We start from the raw sequence: 20,865 nt of genomic DNA, 5'->3' as shown, positions 1-20,865 counted from the left end.
CTCGCTACGGGGCCACCGGGGTGTCAGGCCGAGTCGCGCCAGACGATGTGCGTCTCGAGGAACGTGCCCGACGAGTCCACGGCCTCGCCGCGGATCTGCGCGAGCACCGACGCCGCGGCCCCGCGGCCGAGCTCGCCGGCCGGCTGGTGCACCGTCGAGAGCTGCGGCTGCGTGCGGATCGCCCACACGCTGTCGTCGAACCCGACGACGCCCACGTCGCCGGGTACCGAGCGGCCCGCTTCGCGGAGCGCGTCGAGCACGCCGGCCGCGATCGCGTCGGAGGCGGCGAAGATTCCGTCGATGTCGGGCGCCCGGCGCAACAGTTCGCGCGTGCCCTCGAGTCCGCTGGCGTGCGCGTAGAACGGCTGCTGCACCACGAGCGAGGGGTCGAACGCGTCGCCGAGGGCGGCGGTGAAACCGGCGACGCGGTCCTGACCGGAGTCGCGGTCGAGTCCCGCGGCGATCATGCCGATCTTCGTGCGGCCGGTCCCGACCAGGCGGGCGGTGATGGCCTTGGCCGCGGCGAAGTTGTCGATTCCCACGTAGGGGATTCCCTCGATGTCGACCGGGTGGCCGACGAACGCGGCCGGGATACCGATCTGCGAGACGATCTTGGCGATCGGGTCGTGGGCGCGCGCCGAGACGATGATCACGCCGTCGACGAAGCCGCCGGTGAGGTATTCGGCGACGCGGTTGCTGTCGCGGTCGGAGTCGATGACGAGCGACACCAGCTGGTAGTCGGCGTCGGAGAGCACCGAGTTGGTGCCGAGCAGGATGCTGCCGATGTTGGGGTCTTCGAGGAACAGCGAGTGCGGCTCGTGCACGATGAGCCCGATCGCGTGCGACTGCCGGGTGACGAGGTTGCGCGCCGCGGTGTTGCGCACGTAGCCGACCTGCAGGATGGCGTCCTCGACGGCCTTCTTGGCGGCCTCCGACACGTAGGCCTCGGAGTTGAGCACACGCGAGACGGTTCCGCGCGAGACCCCGGAGACAGCGGCGACATCGTTGATGGTCGCTCTCGTGGTCGGGAGGCGACGGGCAATCATGTTCACACCCTACTGCCGCGGAAGGGCCAGCCGAACTGCCGCGGGAGGCGACGCCGGAGAAGGTCCGACCGACCCCGGGTTGACACCCGATCGATCGTCTGTTTATTCTGGGAGCGTTCACAGACTCTCAACGAGGAGTTGTCGGGCACTCCTCTGGGAGCGTTCACAGAAACCGTTGGATTCTCTGGACGCACGAGCGTCGCGAAGCGGCGTCACCACCGACGATGGAGCCCGACCCCGTGAGCAAGACACCCGTAGCCGAACTCCTCGACGCCGAGCGCGCCCGGTTCACCTACGGTGCCGACTACAACCCCGAGCAGTGGGACCCGGCCGTCTGGGCCGAGGACGCGCGGCTGATGCAGGAGGCGGGCGTCAACCTCGTCGCCATCAACATCTTCGGCTGGGCCCAGCTCGAGCCGCTGCCCGGCCAGTACGAGTTCGACCAGCTCGACGCCGTGATCGACGTGCTGCACGCGCACGGAATCTCCGTCAATCTGGGCACCGGCACCTCGAGCCCGCCGGCCTGGCTCTCGTACCACTACCCCGAGACGCTGCCGGTGATGCCCGATGGCACGCAACGCTTCTTCGGCGGTCGCCAGGCGTTCTGCCCGAGCTCGCCGGTGTTCCGCGAGTACTCGCTGCGCCTGGTCGCGAAGGTGGCCGAGCGGTACGCCTCGCACCCCGCGGTCAAGCTGTGGCACGTCTCGAACGAGATCGGCTGCCACAACGCGTACTGCCACTGCGCCGTCTCGGCCGAGGCCTTCCGCTCCTGGCTGCGCGCCAAATACGAGACTCTCGACGCGCTCAACACCGCGTGGGGCACGGCCTTCTGGAGCCAGAGATACGCGGCCTGGGAGCACATCGGCACCCCGCGCCTGACGATCTCCACCGGAAACCCCGGCCAGGCCCTCGATTTCGCCCGCTTCAGCTCCGACGAGCTGCTCGGCCTCTACCTCGGCGAAGAGGCGGTGCTCCGCGAGCTCAGCGACATCCCGATCACCACGAACTTCATGGTCACCGCGCACATCCGCAGCCAGGACTACTGGGCCTGGGCGCCGCACATGGACCTCATCGCCAACGACCACTACCTCGACAACCGCCTCGAGCACACCCGTGAGGAGCTCTCCTTCGCGGCCGACGTGACCCGCGGCCTCGCCGGCGGCGGACCGTGGATGCTGATGGAACACGGCACGAGCGCCGTCAACTGGCAGCCCCGCAACGCCGCGAAGGCACCGCGCGAGATGCTGCGCAACAGCCTCACCCACGTTGCCCGCGGCGCCGACGGAGTGAGCTTCTTCCAGTGGCGCGCGTCGCTGCAGGGCAGCGAGAAGTTCCACTCGGCGATGCTGCCGCACGCCGGCACCGACACCAAAGTCTGGCGCGAGGCCGTCGAGCTCGGCGACATCCTGAACCGTCTCGGCGAGGTCACCGGCAGCCGTGTCGTCACCGACGTGGCCTTCGTCTTCGACTGGCAGTCGTGGTGGGCGACCGACCTCGACTCGCACCCGACCGGCGAACTGGTCTACCTCGACCAGGTGCACCGTGCCTACAACGCGCTGCTCGCCGAGGGCTACACCGTCGACATCGTCGCGCCGGGGGCGAGCCTCGCCGGACACCGGCTGGTCGTCGTGCCCAGCCTCTACGCCGTCAGTGACGCGGATGCCGCGACCATCGCCGATTTCGTCGCGAGCGGCGGCCACGCCGTGATCACGTTCTTCAGCGGAATCGTCGACGAGGACGACCGGGTGCGTCCCGGCGGGTACCCCGGGGCGTTCCGCGAGCTGCTCGGCATCTCGACCGAGGAGTTCTTCCCGGTCGCCTCGGCCGAGACGATCGCACTCAGCGACGGCTCCACGGCCTCGACTTGGACCGAGTGGGTCACCCTGCGCGGCGCGACCGCCGTCAGCACCTTCGTCGACGGCCCGCTGCCCGGCCACCCCGCGGTTACCCGCAACGATTCCGGTGCCGGCAGCGCCTGGTACCTCGCCACGCACCTCGACCCGGCGGCGTTCCGCGCGCTCGTGCGCGCCGCCGCCGACGCCGCGGGCATCGCCGCCCCCGAGACACGTCCCGACGGGGTCGAGGTGGTGCGCCGCCGCGGCGACGCCGCCGACTACCGCTTCGTCATCAACCACACGGATGCCGCGTTCGATCTCGCCGCCACCGGTACCGAGCTCGTCACCGACTCCTCCGTCGGCTCCGTGCTCACGGTGCCGGCCGGCGAAGTGCGCGTCATAAGAGAGAGCAGGTAATCGCTGTGACCACCGACACCGCGGTTCGGCTGACGCCGAGCCGGGCACCCAAGAAGACCAGACAGCCGATCCGGCACAAGCGCGCGATCGCGATCTTCATCGCGCCGTTCGCCGCGCTGTTCGCCGCCTTCTACCTCCTGCCCATCGGCTGGGCGATCTTCCAGTCGCTGCTCGTCGTCGAGCGCGACGGCACTTTCGGCAAGCCCGTCGAGGTGTTCGGCGGCCTCACGCAGTACATCCTGGTCTTCCAGAACGAGGCGTTCTGGGCGTCCGTCGGCCGCGTGCTGCTCTTCGGCGCCGTGCAGGTGCCGGTGATGCTCGGTTTCGCACTCGTGCTCGCGCTGCTGCTCGACAGCCCGCTCGTGAAGGGCAAAAAGTTCTTCCGGCTGGCCTTCTTCGTGCCGTACGCGGTGCCCGGCGTCATCGCCGCGATCATGTGGGGCTACCTGTACTCGCCCAACCTGTCGCCGTTCGCCGGCTTCACCTCGGAGTTCGACCTGCTCTCGCCGTCGACGGTGCTCTGGTCGATCGCCAACGTCGTTACCTGGGTCTACGTGGGCTACAACATGCTCATCATCTATTCGGCGCTGCTCGCCCTGCCGCAAGAGATCTTCGAGGCCGCCCGTCTCGACGGCGCGAACCAGTGGCAGATCGCCTGGAGCATCAAGATCCCGCTCGTGGCCCCGGCCATCACGCTCACCGCGATCTTCTCGATCATCGGAACGCTGCAGCTGCTCGCCGAACCGCAGGTGTTCCGCTCGTTCACCTCGTCGGTGTCGAGCACCTTCACCCCGAACCTCGCGGTCTATGCGACCTCCGCCGTTCCCAACGTCAGTCTCGCCGCCGCCATGTCGGTCATCCTCGCGCTCGCGACCTTCGTTATGTCGTTCGCGTTCCTCAAGTTCACCCAGCGTAAGGCCGACAAATGAGCACGAACGTAGCCACGAGGGCGCCGGCAGCGGCCAAGGCCCCCGGAGCCCCCAAAGAGCGTCTCGCCTCGCGCACCGCCGCGATGATCATCATGGGTGTCTCCACCCTGTACTTCCTCGTGCCGATCTGGTGGCTGTTCATCTCCTCCACCAAGAGCCGCGAGCAGTTCGGTTCCACCGGCGCACTCTGGTTCGCCGACTTCAACCTGTTCACCAACATCGCCGACCTGATCGCGTACAACGACGGCGTCTACCTCAAGTGGATGCTGAACAGCGTGCTCTACGCCTGCACCGGCGCACTGCTCGGCACCCTGTTCGCAGCGATGTGCGGCTACGCGCTGGCCAAGTACCGGTTCCCGGGCCGCGAGCTCATCTTCAACGTCGTGCTCGGCGGCGTGCTCGTGCCGGCGACGGCGCTCGCCCTCCCGCTGTTCCTCATCTTCAGCCAGTTCAACGCGACGAACACCTTCTGGTCGGTGTTCCTGCCGAGCATCGTCAGTCCGTTCGGCGTCTACCTCGCGCGTATTTTCGCCGCGGCATCCGTGCCCGACGAACTGCTCGAGGCGGCCCGCCTCGACGGTGCCGGCGAAGTGCGCACCTTCTTCACGGTGTCGCGCCGGCTCATGACGCCGGCCCTGGTCACGATGTTCCTGTTCCAGTTCGTCGCCATCTGGAACAACTTCTTCCTGCCGCTCATCATGCTGCGCGACCAGGACCTCTTCCCGGTCACCCTCGGCCTCTACACCTGGAACTCGCAGGTCAACCAGATCCCCGAGATCCGCACGTTCGTGATCATCGGCGCGTTCCTGTCGATCATCCCGCTCATCATCGCCTTCCTCAGCCTGCAGCGCTTCTGGCGCGGCGGGCTGGGGGCCGGAAGCGTCAAATAGCGCCTCCACTCCCGCCCGCACCATCCCAATTCAGAGAAGAAAAAGGAAAGAGACATGCAACTCAAAAACAGCACGCGCATCGCAGCGCTCGGCATCGTCGCCGCCGTCAGCCTCACCGGCTGCGCTGCCGGCAGCGGTTCCGACGGCAGCGACGCCGCGGTCGACTGCACGCCCGCCGAGGGCAAGGTCGAACTCTCGTACACGTCGTGGATCCCCGGCATCGAGACCGTCGTCGACATGTGGAACGAGGAGAACCCCGACATCCAGGTCACGGTCCAGACCGGCCCGAACGGCAACGGCGGAACGTACAAGAACTTCTTCAACCAGCTCAGCGCCGGCAACGCCCCCGACCTCGGCCAGATCGAGTACGACGCGCTGCCCAACTTCCGCGTGCAGGACGGTCTGACCGACCTCGCGAGCTGCGCCAACGTCAGCGACAGCGAAGACCAGTTCATCGACTGGACCTGGAACCAGGTCACCTTCGGCGAGGATGACGCGGTCTACGCGATTCCGCAGGACACGGGCCCCATGGCCATGTACTACCGCAAGGACCTCTTCGAGGCGGCAGGCATCCCGATTCCGACCACGTGGGACGAGTACGCGGCAGCCGCGGCCTCGATCCGCGAACAGGGCGGCTACATCACCAACTTTCCGCAGAACGACGTGAACTGGTTCGCCGGTCTCGTCTGGCAGGCAGACGGCTCGTGGTTCTCCAACGAGGATGACGCGTGGGATGTCACGCTGACCAGCCCCGAGTCGGAGAAGGTCGCCGACTACTGGCAGGAGCTCATCGCGGGCGACCTCGTCTCCAAGGTCCCGGCCTGGACCGACGAGTGGAACAACGCGTACAACACGGGTAGCGACTGGACCTGGATCTCCGCCGTCTGGGGCGCCAACTCGATCTCGAGCGGCGCACCCGACACCTCCGGCAACTGGGCCGTCGCCCCGATGCCGCAGTGGGAAGCCGGCGAGGAGAAGGCCGGCAACTGGGGTGGCTCGTCGACCGCAGTGCTGAAGGGCTCGGAGCACCCGTACGAGGCAGCGCAGTTCGCACTGTGGCTGAACACGGACGCCGACGCACTCACCGCGCTCAACACGGAGGCCAACCTCTACCCCGCGACGAAGGAGGGCCTCAGCCTTCCCGTCCTGAGCGAGGGCGTCGAGTTCTACGGCGACCAGACGATCTACGACGTCTTCGCGGACGCCGCCAACCAGACGAACGCGGACTTTACCTGGGGCCCGACCATGACGCAGACGTACGCTGATGTCGCGGACGGTTTCGGCGAGGTTCTCGGCGGAAGCGGAACCCTCGGCGACGCGCTCGCCACCGGTCAGGACAAGACGATCGCGGCCCTCGAGGCCGCGGCGATCCCCGTCAACAAGTAGCCAGTTAGGACAGTCAACTGTCGATTCACCACCTCCGTGCCGCGGGTTCCAGTCTTGTGCTGGACGCCCGCGGCACGGCCGTTCCCGTCATCGTCCACTGGGGAGCCGACCTCGGCGCCCTGACCCCCGCTGCGCTGGAGGCGCTCGCCGACGCGCAGGTTCCCGCCGTGGGTCCCAGCTCGATCGACTCGCCGCTGCGCCAGTCGGTGCTGCCCGTGATCGCCGACGGCTGGTCGGGGAGACCCGGGATCGCGGGGCACCACGAGGGTTTCGACAGGCTCAACCCGCCTGCGTTTACCGTCGCGGGGTCTGTCGAAGCGAAGGGTTTCGACGGGAACGACCAGCGGGCCGAGCCTGTCGAAACCCAGTCCCTCCGCATCCCCCTCGCCTCGGCCCGCCTCGACGTCCTCGTCGAGGTCGAGCTCACCCCGTCGGGCGTGCTGCGCCAGCGGCTGACGGTGACCAACACCGCCGACGCCGTGTACGCGCTCGCCTCGCTCGACGCGACGCTGCCCGTGCCGGCCCGCGCGCGCGAACTGCTCGACTTCACCGGACGCTGGCCGCGCGAACGCCAGCCGCAGCGCCGCGACATCGCGAACGGCGTCTGGACGCGCGACGCGCGCCACGGCCGTCCGGGTCACGACAACGCCTACCTGATGGTCGCGGGAACCCCGGGCTTCGGCTTCCGCGGGGGAGAGGTCTGGGGCGCGCACCTCGCCTGGAGCGGCGACCAGCGCCTCTGGGCCGAATCCGCGTCGACCGGGCACACGCTGCTCGGCGCCGGCGAACTGCTCGACCCCGGAGAGGTGCGGCTCGCGACCGGCGAATCGTTCGAATCGCCGTGGCTCGTGAGCGCGTGGTCCGACGCGGGGCTCGACGGCCTCGCCCAGAGATTCCACCGCTTCATCCGGTCGCGTCGTCGTCTCGGCGAACGCAAGGTGATGCTCAACACCTGGGAGGCCGTCTACTTCGACCAGGGCGCGGCCCGGCTCGTCGAGCTGGCGGATGCCGCGGCCGACGTCGGCGTCGAACGCTTCGTCCTCGACGACGGGTGGATGATCGGGCGCACGGACGACCGCCGTGCCCTGGGCGACTGGATCGTCGACCCGGCGAAGTGGCCCGAGGGCCTGCACCCGCTGGTCGACCACGTGCTGTCGCGCGGCATGGACTTCGGACTCTGGGTCGAACCGGAGATGGTGAGCCTCGACTCCGCCGTCGCGCGCGAGCACCCGGAGTGGGTGCTCGGCTCCGACCAGGAGTCGCTACCGCTGCCGTGGCGCTTCCAGCAGGTGCTCGACCTCGACAATCCGGACGCGTGGGACCACGTGCACGGGCAGCTCGCCGCGCTGCTGCGCGAGTATCCGATCGCGTATCTCAAGTGGGACCAGAACCGCGACCTGCTCGGCGGTTCCGCGCACCGCCACACCCTCGCCACCTACCGGCTGATGGACGCGTTGCGCGATGAGTTCCCCGGCCTCGAGATCGAGTCCTGCTCGTCGGGTGGAGGCCGCGTCGACCTCGGCGTGATCGAGCGCACCGACCGGGTCTGGCCGAGCGACACCAACGATTCGCTCGAGCGGCAGTCGATCTACCGCTGGACCGTCGGCCTCGTGCCGCCCGAGTTCCTCGGTGCGCACCTCGGCGACCTCACCGCGCACAGCACCGGGCGCACGCACGAGCTCAGCTTCCGGCTGGCGACGGCGCTCTTCGGCCACGCGGGAATCGAGTGGGACGTCACCACCCTGACCGCGGCCGAGAAGGCCGCGGTCTCCGAGTGGGTCGCCGCGTACAAGCGGCACCGCGGGCTGCTGCACACCGGCACCGTGGTGCGCGCCGACGCGGCAGACCCCGCGCGCTGGGTGCACGGGGTCGTCGCGTCGGACGCGGCATCCGCCCTCTTCGCCGTCGCCGCGGTCGCCGCCACGCGCGATGCCGTGACGGGGCCGGCCACCCTGCCCGGCCTCGACGACGACCGGTTGTACCGCGTGACACCGGTGCGCCTCGGTGCCTGGCCGCGCGTGCTGCAGGACGTCGCGCCGCCGTGGTGGGAGGACGGATCGGTCACGCTGAGCGGCCGGGTGCTCGCGACGGTCGGTATCCCGATGCCGTTGCTCACTCCCGAGCAGGCTCTCGTGCTGGAGGTCGTCGCTGTCTAGCGCCCGGCGTGAGTGAATGGTCGGTATGGATCTCGACGACCGCCTCGACCTGCTCGCGATCGACCAGGCCGACCGCGCCGACTGTGCGGCGCTGTTCGCCCGCAGCGGGGACGACGCCCTCGTGGCCGAGGTCGTCGCGTCGATCACCCGCAGTATGGGCAGCTTCAACGAGATCCCGGTCGGGGAACCCACGCAGGAGCCGCTCGTCTGGCTGGCGGCGTACCTGCGGCTGGTGCCGGCCCTCGTGGAGTGGCATCGCGAGCACGGCATAGCCGAGGCGGTGACGCGGGACACGCTCGCCGACGTCGGGCGCCACGTCGCGATCAGCCGACGGGTCACCGGGGAGTTCGGGCTGCAGACCTGGCGTTGGCTCGGTCACCACTATTCGGCGCGGCTCTTCGCGCTCGGGCGGCTGCAGTTCGCCCTGCAGCGCACGTCGCGCTCGGTCCCCGGCATGCTGGCGCCGGGGGACTGGGCGCTCGAGGCGCACATCCCCGAGTCCGGGCCGCTGCTGCCCGCGCTCGTCGACGAGAGCCTCAATCGCGCGCGGGCGTTCTTCGCGGTGCACTTCCCGGACCGGCCGGTGACCGTGGTGACCTGCAACTCGTGGATGCTCGACCCGTTCCTGGCCGACCGGGTGGCGGCGACGAGCAACGTGGGGGCCTTCATCCGCCGTTTCACGCCGTTCGGCGAGAGCAGTGATGGCCACACCGACGCGCTGTACTTCGTCTTCCGCACGCGCGATCTGGACAGGGTGCCGACGCTCCCTCGCGACACGTCGTTGCAGCGCGCGGTGCTCGAGCGCCTCGACCGGGGCGAGTCGTGGCAGATCGCGTGGGGCTACCTGCGGCTCTAACCCAGTGTTTCGTTGTGTGACGGGCGTCGGTGACAGGGTGGAAAGCGCGCCCTACTGTCGATGCATGACCTACTCACCCGACGACGTATCCGCAGAACGGCCCCAGACGGGAGCCGTCGCGATGATGCGCACCGGGTTCGAGACGGGCTACGAACTGCACCCCATCCAGCGCCTCGCCGCGGTCGCCGCATCGAGCCACTGGCACGACGCGGTCGTCACCGAGGTGGCGCCCGACGGGTGGATCGCCCTCGTCGACCTCGCGACCGACGCTGAGTCCCGTGTCTGGAACCACGAAGGAGTCGGCGTCAGCGTCGGCGAGCCCGTATCCATCCACGGGCAGTACAGCGTGCTGGCCGTGGGGCGCGAGCTGTACAGCGTCAAGACCGCCGCGTAGGCGGGTCGAGCTGCGCTGCACTGAGCGTGTCGAATGTGTCGAAACCCCCGGTTTCGATACGGGCCGCTGACGGCCCTACTCGACCAGCGAGAATTCAGGCGGTGGCCATCTTCATCGAGTTCATGAGCGCCTCGCAGGCGTTCGCGCAGTTCATGCAGACCTCGGCGCACATCTTGCAGTGATCGCTCATTTCGGCGTGCATCATGCACTCGTCGGCGCAGGCGCGGCACATCATCATGGTCGCCTCGAGCATGGCCATCATGCTGGTCATGTCGTAGCCCATCGGACGCATCATCATGCGCATCATGGTGTTCGTCATGTCCGCGGTGTTCGCGCACATGCTCATCATCTTGCCCATGTTGTCGCCCGACCCGGCGTCGGCACACATCAGCGATGCCTGCTCGGCGGCGGTACACGCCTCCATGCACTCCTGCATCAGCTTCATGTCCATCGACATGCCCATCATCGTGTCGGCGTTCATCATGCTCATCATCTGGTCGGTCGTGTTCATCATGAAAAGCTCCCTGAGAGTGATCGTGCGGGGTGGCGCTGGCCTGTGTTACGAAATGTTACGCGCCGACTCTGTGGCTAGGAAAGGTGTATTCCGACAGAAGCCGCAAAGCTCTCCCGCGTGCGCTCGACGACGAGGTCGTGGGGCGAATCCCAGACGTCCTGGTTGAAGATCTCCACCTCGACGTCGCCGCGATAGCCCGCGGCCTCCACGGCGGCCGTGATCGACGCGAAGTCGATGACGCCGTCGCCGGGGTAGTGTCGGCCGAGCAGCACGTCAGCGGGCAGCGGCGTCGCCCAGTCGCACACCTGGTAGCTCGCGATCCGCGCGCCGGCGCGGGCGATCTGCTCCAGGATCTGAGGGTCCCACCAGACGTGGAAGGTGTCCACCACAGCACCGACCACGCCCAGCGGAAATTGTTCGGCGATGTCGAGCGCCTGGCCGAGGGTCGAGATGACCGCCCGGTCCGACGCGTACATCGGGTGCAGCGGCTCGATCGTGAGCGTGACGCCCGCCGCTGCCGCGTCGTCGGCGAGCTCGCCGATCGCGTCGCGCACCCTCTCGCGGGCGCCGACGAGGTCGCGCGATCCCGCGGGCAGACCGCCGGCCACGAGCACGAGCGCCGGAGCGCCCACCGCGTGCGTCTCCGCGATGGCGCGGCGGTTGTCGTCGATGCTGGCCCGGCGCCCGGCACCCTCCTCCATCGTGAAGAAACCGCCGCGGCACATGCTCGACACCCGCAGGCCGCTGTCGCCGAGGAGCCGGATGGCGCGCTCGATGCCCGCCTCCTGCACCGGTTCGCGCCAGACGCCGATGCTCTCGTAGCCGGCCGTCACAGCGGCGGCGACGGCCTCGTCGAGCGTCGCGTACTTGATCGTGGCCTGGTTGAGGCTCAGGCGCGGGTGGGCGGCGGTCATCGGCCCAGACCGTTCACTGCGAGCAGCGCGTGCCAGCGCTCGGCCGCGAGCTCGGGACGCTCGAGGGCGCCCGACCGGTTCGCCAGCCGCACGATCTCCGAGAGGTGCGGGAGGGACCGGGCCGAATGCAGCCCGCCCACCATGCCGAAGGCATCCTGATGGCCGTTCAGCCACGAGACGAAGGCGACGCCGGTCTTGTAATAGAAGGTCGGCGCGGCGAAAATCTGGCGCGAGAGGTCTTCGGTCGGGCCGAGGATGCTCTCGTACTCGCGGGTGTCGCCAGCGTCGAGCGCCTGGATCGCGGCGGACGCGCTGGGCGCGACCGCGGCGAAGGCGCCGAGCAGGGCGTCGGAGTGCGTGCCCCCGGAACCCGCGATGAGGCCGACGTAGTTGAAGTCGTCGCCCGTGAACATGCGCGCGGTCGCCGGCAGCTGCGCGCGCACCGAGATCTCGGCGTGCGCGTCGAGCAGGCTCATCTTGATGCCGCTGACGTGCTCGGCGCTCTCGTCGATGATCTCGAGCACGGTCGCGCTCGCGACGGCCGAGTCCGTCGACCCGAAGTAGGCGGCCAGGCTCGGGTCGAAGGCGGCCCCGAGCCAGTGCAGGACGACGGGCGTGGATGCCGCGGCGAGCACCTCCCGGTACACCCGGCGGTAGTCGTCGGCGGTCTGCGCGGCGCGCGCGAGGTGACGGCTCGCCATGAGCACGACGCCGGCTCCGGCATCCTCGGTGAAATGCAACTGCTGCTTGTACGCGTCGATGACGGCGTCGAGCGAGATGACCTCGTCGTCGACGTGGTCGGTGTTCACTCCCACGACGAGCGCGCCGCCCTCCTCGCGCGCCGCCTGAGCGCTGCGCGTGATGAGTTCGCGCGTGGCGGCCGCGTCGAGGCCCATGTTGCGCTGCGCGGTGTCCATCGCGTCGGCGACGCCGAGCCCCCACGACCACACGTGGCGGCGGAACGCGAGCGTCGCGTCCCAGTCGATGTCGGCCGGTCGGCCGGGTGTGTTGTCGGCGGTCACCCGCGGGATGACGTGCGCGGCGGCGTAGGCGACCCGGCTGGTGAGCGGACCCGTCGGGCGGGTGTACCCGGGAGCGGGCTTCAGTTCGGTGTTGGTGATGGCACCCGCCGCGTCGACGAGTCGGAGATCGGTCACGGTGCGCCCCTAGTTGGCCGGCAGGTCGATGCGGCGGCCGGTGGCGTTCGATTCGAGGCCGGCCTCGGCGAGGCGCACGCCGCGCGCGCCGGCGAGGAAGTCGAACTCGTGCGGAGCGTCCTCGATCACGTGCAGCAGGAACTGCTCCCACTGCGTCTTGAAACCGTTCTCGAACACGTCGTTGACCGGGACCTCGAGCCAGTCGGCCGTGTAGTCGTGGGTCTCGGCGAGGTCGGGGTTCCAGGTCGGGCGCGGGGTCGCGTTGCGCGGCTGGATCTTGGCGCCGAAGAGACCGACGACGGCACTGCCGAGGGTTCCGTCGACCTGGAACTCGACGAGCTCCTTGCGGTCGACGCGCACCACCCAGCTCGAGTTCACCTGGGCCACGATGCCGCCCTCGAGATCGAAGACACCGTAGGCCGCGTCATCCGCCGTCGCCGTATAGGGCTCGCCGTCCTCGCCCACGCGGGTGGGGATGTGCGTGGCCGTTCGGGCGTAGACGCTCTCCACCCGGCCGAAGAGGTTCTCGAAGACGTAGTTCCAGTGCGGGAACATGTCGACGATGATGCCGCCGCCGTCCTCGCTGCGGTAGTTCCAGCTGGGACGCTGGGCGGCCTGCCAGTCGCCCTCGAACACCCAGTAGCCGAACTCGCCGCGCACGCTGAGGATCTGGCCGAAGAAGCCGGACTCGATGAGGCGCTTGAGCTTCTGCAGGCCGGGCAGGTAGAGCTTGTCGTGCACGACGCCGTTCTTGATGCCGGCCTCGGCCGCGAGGCGCGCGAGCTCGAACGCCTCCTCGCTCGACTCGGCCGTCGGCTTCTCGGTGTAGACGTGCTTGCCGGCGGCGATCGCCTTCTTGATGCCCTTCACCCGGGCCTGGGTGACGAGCGCGTCGAAGTAGATGGTCCAGCGCGGGTCGGCGAGGGCGGCGTCGAGGTCGGTCGTGTAGTGCTCGATGCCGTGCTTGTCGGCGAGCTCCTTGAGGGTGACCTCGTTGCGGCCGATGATCATCAGCTCGATCTGCTGGCGCGTGCCGTCTTTCGTGACGACACCGCCCTGGTCGCGGATCGCGAGGAGGGAACGGACGAGGTGCTGGCGGTAGCCCATGCGGCCGGTTGCACCGTTGACGATGATGCCAATTGTCGACTCTGACACTGGTGATCTTCTCTCTGAATTGCTCGGGCGGGCGGTGCCGCACCGGGAAAGCGTTTACCGGAACTATACCGAGAGGGGTGCGTTTGGGCAAACATGTTTTGTGCGCGGGCCGCCGGCCCGGGTGCGGAGGCGTGGGGTACGGGCCGGCGGTTCTCTGGCTCGCGGTACCTCGTCGACAGGATGGCGTCGGCCGCGGCATCCGTTCTGACCTGTTGAACGGTCGGGCGGGGCGATCCGTCCTGTCGGGCGAATTCGAGGGAGGGATGACGCGGGGCACGACCCTGCGCGCCGCGAGAGCGACGGCGCGGCTCAGCGCGCGGGAACGCCCGGCGTGCTCGCCCGCAGCACGACCGAGGTCGGCACGCTGAGGTCGCGTTCCGATCCCGCTTCGCGCGGACGCAGGGCGACGGCGAGGGCTGACTCGCCCACCTCGAACAGCGGGATGCCGACAGTGGTGAGTGCGGGGGTCACGTCGCGCACGGTCTGGATGTCGTCGAAGCCGGCGACCGCGACGTCGCGTCCGGGCTCGATGCCCCGGGAGCGCAGGCCGCTCATCGCGCCGATCGCCACCACGTCGTTGACCGCGAAGACGAGTTCGACCCCGTCCAGGCCGCGGTCGGCGAGCTCGACGGCTCCGGCGAAGCCGCCGTCGCGGGTGAACCCGCCCGGCACGATCTTGTCCGCGGGGATCTCGATGCCGTGCGCGGCCAGACCGTCGGTGAATCCGGCGAGACGGTCGGTGGCGGTGATGAGGGCGGCCTCGCCCGTGATCGCCGCGAAGCGGGTGTAGCCCAGCTCGACGAGCGATTCGGCGAGAGCACGCGCTCCGCCGTAGTTGTCGATGCGCACGGTGTCGAACGGCAGCTCGTGCTGGCTCACGAACACGACGCGCCCGCCGCCCGCCTCGAACGCCTCGAGTTCGCGGACCAGGTCGGGCTGGTGCTCCTCGTCCGAGCTGCGGCTTCCGGCGAGGATGATGACGCGGGGGCGCTGGCCACGTAGCGCGCGCACGAGTTCGAGCTCGCGCTCGGGGGAGCGGTCGGTGACCGACATCGTGACGATGAGCCCGGCGTCTTCCGACCCCTTGATCACTCCGGCGGCGATGGACGAGAAGTACGGGTCGGCGATGTCGCCGACGAGCAGCGCGACCGAGGTGGTCGAGCCCTTCGCCACGGCCTGGGCGGAGAGGTTCGTCGTGTAGTTGAGCTTGAGCGCCGCCGCGAGAACGCGCTGCCGGTAGTCGTCGTTGACGGTGCGCGAACTGCCGTTGAGGGCGCGTGACGCGGTGGCCAGCGAGACGCCGGCCTCGCGGGCGACGTCGTGCAGGGTGACGGTCGCTGTGCGTCGGGCGGTGGGCATCGGATCTCCTCGGTACTGCTCGCGTTCGTGGCGCGGGCCAACGTGGGAAAGCATATTCCCGTCCGGCCCGTGGTCGCGGCATTTGATCCGAGAAAGCGCTTACCCGCTAGGCTGGGGACGTTGGTCGATTGCGAAGAGGCAAAGAAGTGACGAGATTTACGGTGGACGACCGTTCCGACGGTTCCCTCGTCGTGTCGATCGACGGCGTCGCCGTGCTGACCTACGTGTACCGCTCGCCCGTGGCGCAGCAGGAATCGCCCCGGCCGTACTTCCACCCGCTGACCACGCTCGGCGGCGAGACAGTCACGCAGTCGCGCCCCGCCGACCACCCGTGGCACCAGGGGCTCTCCCTCGCGCTGCCGCACGTCGGGCACACGAACTTCTGGGGCGGCCCGACCTACGTGCGCGACCAGGGCTACACGCAGCTGCCGAACAACGGCACCGTCACCCACCGCGGGTTCACCGCGCTCGCCGCGACCGACGACGGCGTCGAGGTGGAAGAGATGCTGCAGTGGACCGCGCAGGACGGCTCGCTCGTGCTGACCGAGAAACGTCGGTTGACGATCACGGCGGATGACGCGGCCTGGACCCTTCTCTTCGAGACGGTGCTCCGCAATCCGACCGCGTCGAGCCTCCGGTTCGGGTCGCCGTCGACCGAGGGTCGCGACAACGCCGGGTACGGCGGGCTGTTCTGGCGCGGGCCGGAATCCATGGAGCGCGGCACTGTGCACGCGGAGGGCGACGAGTCGATGGGCTCGCGCGGCGCCTGGATGGCGTACAGCGGCGACCGCGCGACCGTCGCCATGGTCGACAAAAAGGGCAGCCCGCGGCATCCCGAACCGCCTTTTTCCACCCCGTGGTTCGTGCGGACCGACGAATACGCGGGCCTGTGCCCGGCACCGTTCTTCTCCGAGGCGCTCGACGTCGCCCCGGGTGAGAAGGTGCGCTTCGGCTACGCGGTCGTCGTGGCCGACGGGGCCTCGGACTTCGGCAGGGCGTCCGCCCTCGCCGGCCACCCTGACGAGAAGGAATCTTCGTGACTGACTCCGTGCGCGAACGCTACGCGCTCATCGGCACCGGAAGCCGTGCCCACATGTACCTCGACGCGATCCGCGGCGACCACGCCGACGTGGCCGAACTCGTGGCGTGGAGCGACACCAACCCCGGGCGACTCGACCTCTACCAGGGCGAGTTCGTCGCGAGCGGCACACCGGTGCCGCTGCGCTTCACGCCCGACGAGCTCGAGCGCACCATCGTCGAGCAACGCATCGACCGCGTGATCGTCACCTCGCCCGACTTCACGCACGCCGATTTCGTCTCGCGGTCGCTGCTCGCCGGCGCCGACGTGGTGGTCGAGAAGCCGATCACGATCAACGCCGAGGGTCTGCGCCAGATCGCCGACGCGATCGAGCGGAGCGGCCACAGCGTCGTCACGACGTTCAACTACCGCTACAGCCCGCGCAACTCGGCGCTGCGCGAACTGATCCAGTCGGGGGCGATCGGCGATGTGACGAGCGTGCACTTCGAGTGGGTGCTCGACACCGTGCACGGTGCGGACTACTTCCGCCGCTGGCACCGCGACAAGGAGAACTCGGGCGGGCTGCTGATCCACAAGGCGTCGCACCACTTCGACCTGGTCAACTGGTGGATCGACGCGGCCCCGCGGCGCGTGTTCGCGAGCGGAGGGCTGCGCTTCTACGGCGCGGACAACGCCGCCGCACGCGGTCTCGGCGCCCGCACGCCACGCAACACCGGCGCCGGCGACCCGTTCGTGCTCGACCTCGCCGCCGACGAACGACTCAAGGCGCTCTACCTCGACAACGAGCACTACGACGGGTACGTGCGCGACCGCGACGTGTTCGACGCGGGCATCACGATCGAGGACAACCTCGCGCTGCTCGTCGACTACGACAACGGGGCGACGATGTCGTACTCGCTCAACGCGCACAGCCCGTGGGAGGGCTACCGCGTGATGGTGAACGGAACGCTCGGACGGGCCGAACTCGAGGTGATCGAGCGCGGCGCCGTGCTGGTCGGCGAGGACGGGGTCGTGGTGGTGGATCCGAGCGCGACGCCGCTCGCGGCATCCAGCGGAAATCTGCGGCCCGAGGGCGAGCACCTGCTGCTGCAGCGCCACTGGGAGGCTGCGGTCGAGGTGCCGATTCCCGACGGTATCGGCAGCCACGGCGGCGGCGACGCGTACCTGCTCGACCACGTGTTCAACCGCGTCACGACCGACCCGCTCGGCCGGCCGGCCGGGTACGCCGACGGGGTCAAGGCGGTGTCGGTGGGCATCGCGGGCAACCTGTCGCTCGCGACCGAGGCGCCCGTGCTGATCGAGTCGCTGGGGGTCTAGCGGAGGCGCAACTACGGCAGTGTGAGCACCCCGTCGACGCGCTGCGGGATGCCGAGAGGGTTCTCGTCGCGGAGGGCCGGCGGCAGGACCGCGGACGGCGCCGACTGGTAGGCGACCGGGCGGACCCAGCGGCGCACGGCCGCGGCCCCCACCGAGGTGTGCGTCGGGCTCGTGGTCGACGGCCACGGCCCGCCGTGCTGCTGTGCCCAGGTGACCGCGACGCCCGTGGGCCAGCCGCCGAAGAGCACGCGGCCCGAGACGCGGGCGAGGGCGTCGGCGAGATCGGCGACGTCGTCGCCCTCGGCGGCGTGCAGCGTGGCGGTGAGGGTGCCGCCGATGACGGCGATCGCAGCGAGAGCCTCATCGACGCTTTCGTAACGCACGAGCAGGGTCGTCGGTCCGAAGCACTCGACCAGCAGGGCCTCGGGGTCGGCGAGCACGTCGGCGACCGTGGTGGCGAGGACGACAGGGGTGCCGCTGCCGGGCTCCTGCTGCGCGCCGACGATCGTCTCGGCGCGCTGCTGCAGGCGCTCGAGACCCTCGGCGAAGGTCGCGGCGAGCCCCGGAGTGAGCATCGGCGCGGGCTGCGGGGTGCCGACCGCGTCGGCGAGCAGCGCCTCGAAGCCCGCCCCCTGCGGCACGAACACGACGCCCGGCTTGGTGCAGAACTGCCCGACCCCGAGCGTGAACGACCCCGCGAGACCCGCCGCGAGGTCGGCGCTCACCGCGGCGGGGGTGACCAGCACGGGGTTGAGCGAGCCGAGCTCGCCGTAGAACGGGATCGGCTTGGGCCGCGACGACGCGACGTCGAAGAGCGCCCGGCCGCCGTGCAGCGAACCGGTGAACCCGACGGCCTCGATCGCGGGGGAGTTGACGAGGTCGATGCCCGTCTCCACGCCCTCGACGAGCGCGAAGACGCCGTCGGGCGCGTCGGCGTTTCTCAGCGCCTCGGTCACGATCGACGCCGTGAGCCGGGAGAGCCGCGGGTGGCCCGGGTGCGCCTTGACGATCACCGGGCAGCCGACCGCGAGGGCGCTCGCCGTGTCGCCGCCCGCGACCGAGAACGCGAAGGGAAAGTTCGAGGCGGCGAAGACGGCGACCGGTCCGAGCGGGCGCATTACGCGGCGCAGGTCGGGAGACGGCGGCGTCGACCCGGGGTCGGCGTGGTCGATCGTGGCGTCGAGGTACGAGCCCTCGCGCACGACGCGGGCGAACAGCCGCAACTGCCCCGTGGTGCGGGCGACCTCGCCGGTGAGCCGCGGGACTCCGAGCGAGGACTCCTCGTTCGCGAGCGCGACGAGGTCGTCGACGCGGGCGTCGAGGGCGTCCGCGACGGCTTCCAGCCAGAGCGCGCGCTCGATGTCGGTGGTCGAGGCCACGATCGGCGCGACGAGAGAGGCGGTGCTGACGATGGTGTCGAGTTCTGCGCGGGTGGTCATGAGGCCTCCGTAGGAGCGGGCGAGGTGGCGGGGGAGTGCGGTGCGTGCGTGTCATTGTCAGCGCCTGACGGCGACTGGGTGACGAGCCGGATGCCGGTTCCGGCGGCACCGGGCGCGGTAAGCGTGGCCCCGGCGAACACCACCGGGCTCGGCGCGGCGAGCAGGCCGAGGGTGTCGAGGTCGGCGTCCTCGACCCGTTCGATGCGGGTCTCCTGCGCGATCGCCATCGCGAGCTGGCCGCTCAGTTCGGGCAGCAGGTGCGGGGCGAGCACGAGCCCGGCGTCGTCGACCAGTGCGGCGATCTCGAGGAACGGCGTGATGCCGCCGACGCGCACGACGTTGGGCTGCAGGATGTCCGCGGCGCCGAGGTCGGCGAGCTCGCGGACCCGGAAGGCGGTGTGCACGTTCTCGCCCATGGCGACGGGCACGCTCGTCGAGCGGCGCAGTTCGACGTAGCCGAGGGTGTCGTCCGAGCGCAGCGGCTCCTCGATCCAGTGCGGGTCGAAGCGCTCGAGTTCGGCGAGGGCGGTGATGGCGGTCGGCAGGTCCCAGCGCTGGTTGGCGTCGATCATCAGCTGCCGGTGCGGCCCGAGCACCTCGCGCACGGCGGCGACGCGGTCGAGGTCTTCGGCGAGATCCGGTTTGCCGACCTTGATCTTGACGGCGTCGTAGCCGGTGTCGACCCAGCGCCGCGTCTGCGCGACGAGCTCGTCGAGCGGGTAGTGCAGGTTGACGCCGCTGCCGTAGACGCCGACCCTCCAGCGCACACGCCCGACCGCGTCGGCGAGGCCGAGCGACGAGCGCTGGCCGGCCGCGTCCCAGAGGGCGAGGTCGATGCCGGCCATCGCGATCGTGGTGATGCCGCCACCTCCGGCCTCGTGCAGGTGGCGCCAGAGCTGCGGCCAGAGCGACCGCGCGTCGGCCTCACGCCCGACGACGAACTCGGCGATATCGGTGTCGAGCAGCGCGCGCACCGCGGCGGCGCCGATCGTCGGGGTCCAGGAGAACCCGGTGCCGGTCACCCCGTCGGAACACTCGACGTCGACCCGCACGAGGTGCAGCCAGGGCGCGCTCGGTACCCACGGCCGCGGCATGCCCGCGGTCAGCGGGGTCGTGGTGACGCGGGTGATCGTGGTCACGCGTGTGCCGGGGCGTCGAGCGAGGCCGCGAGCGAGCGCCCGGCGGCGAGGATCGTGGCGAGACGGTCGGTCTGCCCGGGCGTCGGGTCCACGAGCGGTGCCCGCACCGATCCGACATCCAGCCCGCCCAGTCGCAGGCCGGCCTTGATGAGCGAGACGCCGAATCCGGGGGTCTCGTCGCGCAGCCGCACGAGCGGCAGGTAGAACTCGCGCAGGATGCGCTGGCGCACGACCTCGTCGCCGGCGGTGTACGCGCGGTAGTAGGCGAGCGCGATCTCGGGCAGCATCGCGAACGCCGCCGACGAGTAGAGCGGGATGCCGATGGCGCGGTAGGCGCCCTGGGTGAGCTCCGCGGTGAGCAGGCCGTTGAACAGGTGGAAGTCGTCGCGGCCGCTCGCGGCGACGGCCAGCGCGATCTCCTGCGCGAGTCCGACGTCGCCGATGCCGTCCTTGAAGCCGACGACCTTCGGGTTCGCCGTCAGCTCGCGGATGGCATCGGCGGTGAACTTCGCGGTACCGCGGTGGTAGACGATGACGGGCAGGTCGGATGCCGCGGCGATGTCGTCGACGTAGGCCAGGAGCCCCGCGATCGGACCGCCGACGAGGTACGGCGGCAGCAGCAGGAGCGCGTCGGCTCCAGCGTCCGCGGCGCCTCTCGCCAGCTCGCGGGCCTGCCCGAGCGAGCCGCCCGCGCCGGCCACGACCGGAACGCGTCCCACGGTCACCTCGACCGCGGCGCGGGTCACCGAGAGTGCCTCGGCGACCGAGAGCGCGTGGAACTCGCCGGTACCGCAGGCCGGGAACACCGCACCCGGACCGGAGTCGAGACGAGTCGACACGTGCTCGCGGAGAACGTCGAGCGATACGTCGCCGGACGCGTCGAAGGGGGTGACGGGGAAGAACAGGACGCCGTCGAAGGAGAT

The 20,865-nt window shown here is 69.9% G+C and carries 18 protein-coding genes; 9 read left to right on the top strand and 9 right to left on the bottom strand.

Annotated features, from left to right (window positions below; genetic code table 11):
• Positions 1-23: 23 nt before the first annotated feature.
• On the bottom strand, positions 24-1,046 hold the full coding sequence (locus tag HD599_RS15865; protein WP_184239354.1) for a LacI family DNA-binding transcriptional regulator: 1,023 nt from the start codon (positions 1,044-1,046) through the stop codon (positions 24-26).
• A gap of 224 nt (positions 1,047-1,270) precedes the next feature.
• Here HD599_RS15865 and HD599_RS15860 point away from each other — a divergent pair, with 224 nt between their 5' ends.
• The 7 genes from HD599_RS15860 to HD599_RS15830 all read left to right on the top strand — a co-directional run bounded on the left by HD599_RS15860 (position 1,271) and on the right by HD599_RS15830 (position 9,909).
• On the top strand, positions 1,271-3,298 hold the full coding sequence (locus HD599_RS15860; protein WP_184239352.1) for a beta-galactosidase: 2,028 nt from the start codon (positions 1,271-1,273) through the stop codon (positions 3,296-3,298).
• A gap of 5 nt (positions 3,299-3,303) precedes the next feature.
• The gene (locus HD599_RS15855) at positions 3,304-4,227 is read left to right on the top strand and encodes a carbohydrate ABC transporter permease (protein WP_425489168.1); all 924 of its coding nucleotides are present in this window, start codon (positions 3,304-3,306) and stop codon (positions 4,225-4,227) included.
• Positions 4,224-5,117: a carbohydrate ABC transporter permease gene (locus HD599_RS15850; protein WP_221420530.1), complete on the top strand. Its 894-nt coding sequence runs from the start codon at positions 4,224-4,226 to the stop codon at positions 5,115-5,117. The genes HD599_RS15855 and HD599_RS15850 overlap by 4 nt, the downstream gene beginning before the upstream one ends.
• Positions 5,118-5,171: 54 nt before the next feature.
• The gene (locus tag HD599_RS15845) at positions 5,172-6,503 is read left to right on the top strand and encodes an ABC transporter substrate-binding protein (RefSeq protein WP_184239350.1); all 1,332 of its coding nucleotides are present in this window, start codon (positions 5,172-5,174) and stop codon (positions 6,501-6,503) included.
• Between the two features lie 56 nt (positions 6,504-6,559).
• Positions 6,560-8,659 (top strand): alpha-galactosidase, encoded by a 2,100-nt coding sequence (locus tag HD599_RS15840; RefSeq protein ID WP_343062115.1) that lies wholly within the window; start codon positions 6,560-6,562, stop codon positions 8,657-8,659.
• A 25-nt stretch (positions 8,660-8,684) separates the two neighbouring features.
• Positions 8,685-9,515 carry an acyltransferase domain-containing protein gene (locus tag HD599_RS15835; protein ID WP_184239340.1) on the top strand — a complete coding sequence of 277 codons (831 nt, stop codon included), beginning with the start codon at positions 8,685-8,687 and terminating at the stop codon, positions 9,513-9,515.
• 64 nt (positions 9,516-9,579) lie between these two features.
• Positions 9,580-9,909, top strand: a complete 330-nt coding sequence (locus tag HD599_RS15830) for a hypothetical protein (protein ID WP_184239338.1) — start codon at positions 9,580-9,582, stop codon at positions 9,907-9,909.
• Between the two features lie 94 nt (positions 9,910-10,003).
• On the opposite strand, the gene HD599_RS15825 is transcribed toward HD599_RS15830, so the two are convergent.
• From HD599_RS15825 to HD599_RS15805, 5 genes are all read right to left on the bottom strand, one after another.
• The gene (locus HD599_RS15825; protein WP_184239336.1) at positions 10,004-10,423 is read right to left on the bottom strand and encodes a four-helix bundle copper-binding protein; all 420 of its coding nucleotides are present in this window, start codon (positions 10,421-10,423) and stop codon (positions 10,004-10,006) included.
• Positions 10,424-10,497: 74 nt separating this feature from the next.
• Positions 10,498-11,337 carry a sugar phosphate isomerase/epimerase family protein gene (locus tag HD599_RS15820; protein ID WP_184239334.1) on the bottom strand — a complete coding sequence of 280 codons (840 nt, stop codon included), beginning with the start codon at positions 11,335-11,337 and terminating at the stop codon, positions 10,498-10,500.
• Positions 11,334-12,494 (bottom strand): DUF993 family protein, encoded by a 1,161-nt coding sequence (locus HD599_RS15815; RefSeq protein ID WP_184239332.1) that lies wholly within the window; start codon positions 12,492-12,494, stop codon positions 11,334-11,336. Before HD599_RS15815 ends, HD599_RS15820 begins: the two co-directional genes overlap by 4 nt.
• Before the next feature lie 9 nt (positions 12,495-12,503).
• Entirely contained in the window at positions 12,504-13,601 is a 1,098-nt protein-coding gene (locus tag HD599_RS15810) for a Gfo/Idh/MocA family protein (RefSeq protein ID WP_184240663.1), read from the bottom strand.
• A 357-nt stretch (positions 13,602-13,958) separates the two neighbouring features.
• Entirely contained in the window at positions 13,959-15,008 is a 1,050-nt protein-coding gene (locus HD599_RS15805; protein ID WP_184239330.1) for a LacI family DNA-binding transcriptional regulator, read from the bottom strand.
• A gap of 146 nt (positions 15,009-15,154) precedes the next feature.
• On the opposite strand from HD599_RS15805, the gene HD599_RS15800 reads away from it, so the two are divergent.
• Positions 15,155-16,048 (top strand): DUF6807 family protein, encoded by an 894-nt coding sequence (locus tag HD599_RS15800; RefSeq protein WP_184239328.1) that lies wholly within the window; start codon positions 15,155-15,157, stop codon positions 16,046-16,048.
• The gene (locus tag HD599_RS15795; protein WP_425489167.1) at positions 16,045-17,364 is read left to right on the top strand and encodes a Gfo/Idh/MocA family protein; all 1,320 of its coding nucleotides are present in this window, start codon (positions 16,045-16,047) and stop codon (positions 17,362-17,364) included. Before HD599_RS15800 ends, HD599_RS15795 begins: the two co-directional genes overlap by 4 nt.
• 11 nt (positions 17,365-17,375) lie before the next feature.
• Here HD599_RS15795 and HD599_RS15790 read toward each other — a convergent pair whose 3' ends face one another.
• Genes HD599_RS15790 through HD599_RS15780 form a run of 3 tightly spaced genes read right to left on the bottom strand, consistent with a single transcriptional unit; the run spans position 17,376 to position 20,865 of the window.
• Positions 17,376-18,803 carry an aldehyde dehydrogenase (NADP(+)) gene (locus tag HD599_RS15790; RefSeq protein WP_184239326.1) on the bottom strand — a complete coding sequence of 476 codons (1,428 nt, stop codon included), beginning with the start codon at positions 18,801-18,803 and terminating at the stop codon, positions 17,376-17,378.
• Positions 18,800-19,942 carry a mandelate racemase/muconate lactonizing enzyme family protein gene (locus tag HD599_RS15785; protein WP_343062113.1) on the bottom strand — a complete coding sequence of 381 codons (1,143 nt, stop codon included), beginning with the start codon at positions 19,940-19,942 and terminating at the stop codon, positions 18,800-18,802. Before HD599_RS15785 ends, HD599_RS15790 begins: the two co-directional genes overlap by 4 nt.
• Complete coding sequence (locus tag HD599_RS15780; protein ID WP_184240660.1) at positions 19,939-20,865, bottom strand: 5-dehydro-4-deoxyglucarate dehydratase; 927 nt, start codon at positions 20,863-20,865, stop codon at positions 19,939-19,941. The genes HD599_RS15785 and HD599_RS15780 overlap by 4 nt, the downstream gene beginning before the upstream one ends.

Origin of the sequence: Conyzicola lurida (assembly GCF_014204935.1) — a bacterium.
GTDB lineage: Bacteria > Actinomycetota > Actinomycetes > Actinomycetales > Microbacteriaceae > Conyzicola > Conyzicola lurida.
The sequence above is the reverse complement of the archived record's forward strand: the minus strand, read 5'-3'. Positions and strand labels throughout refer to the sequence as shown.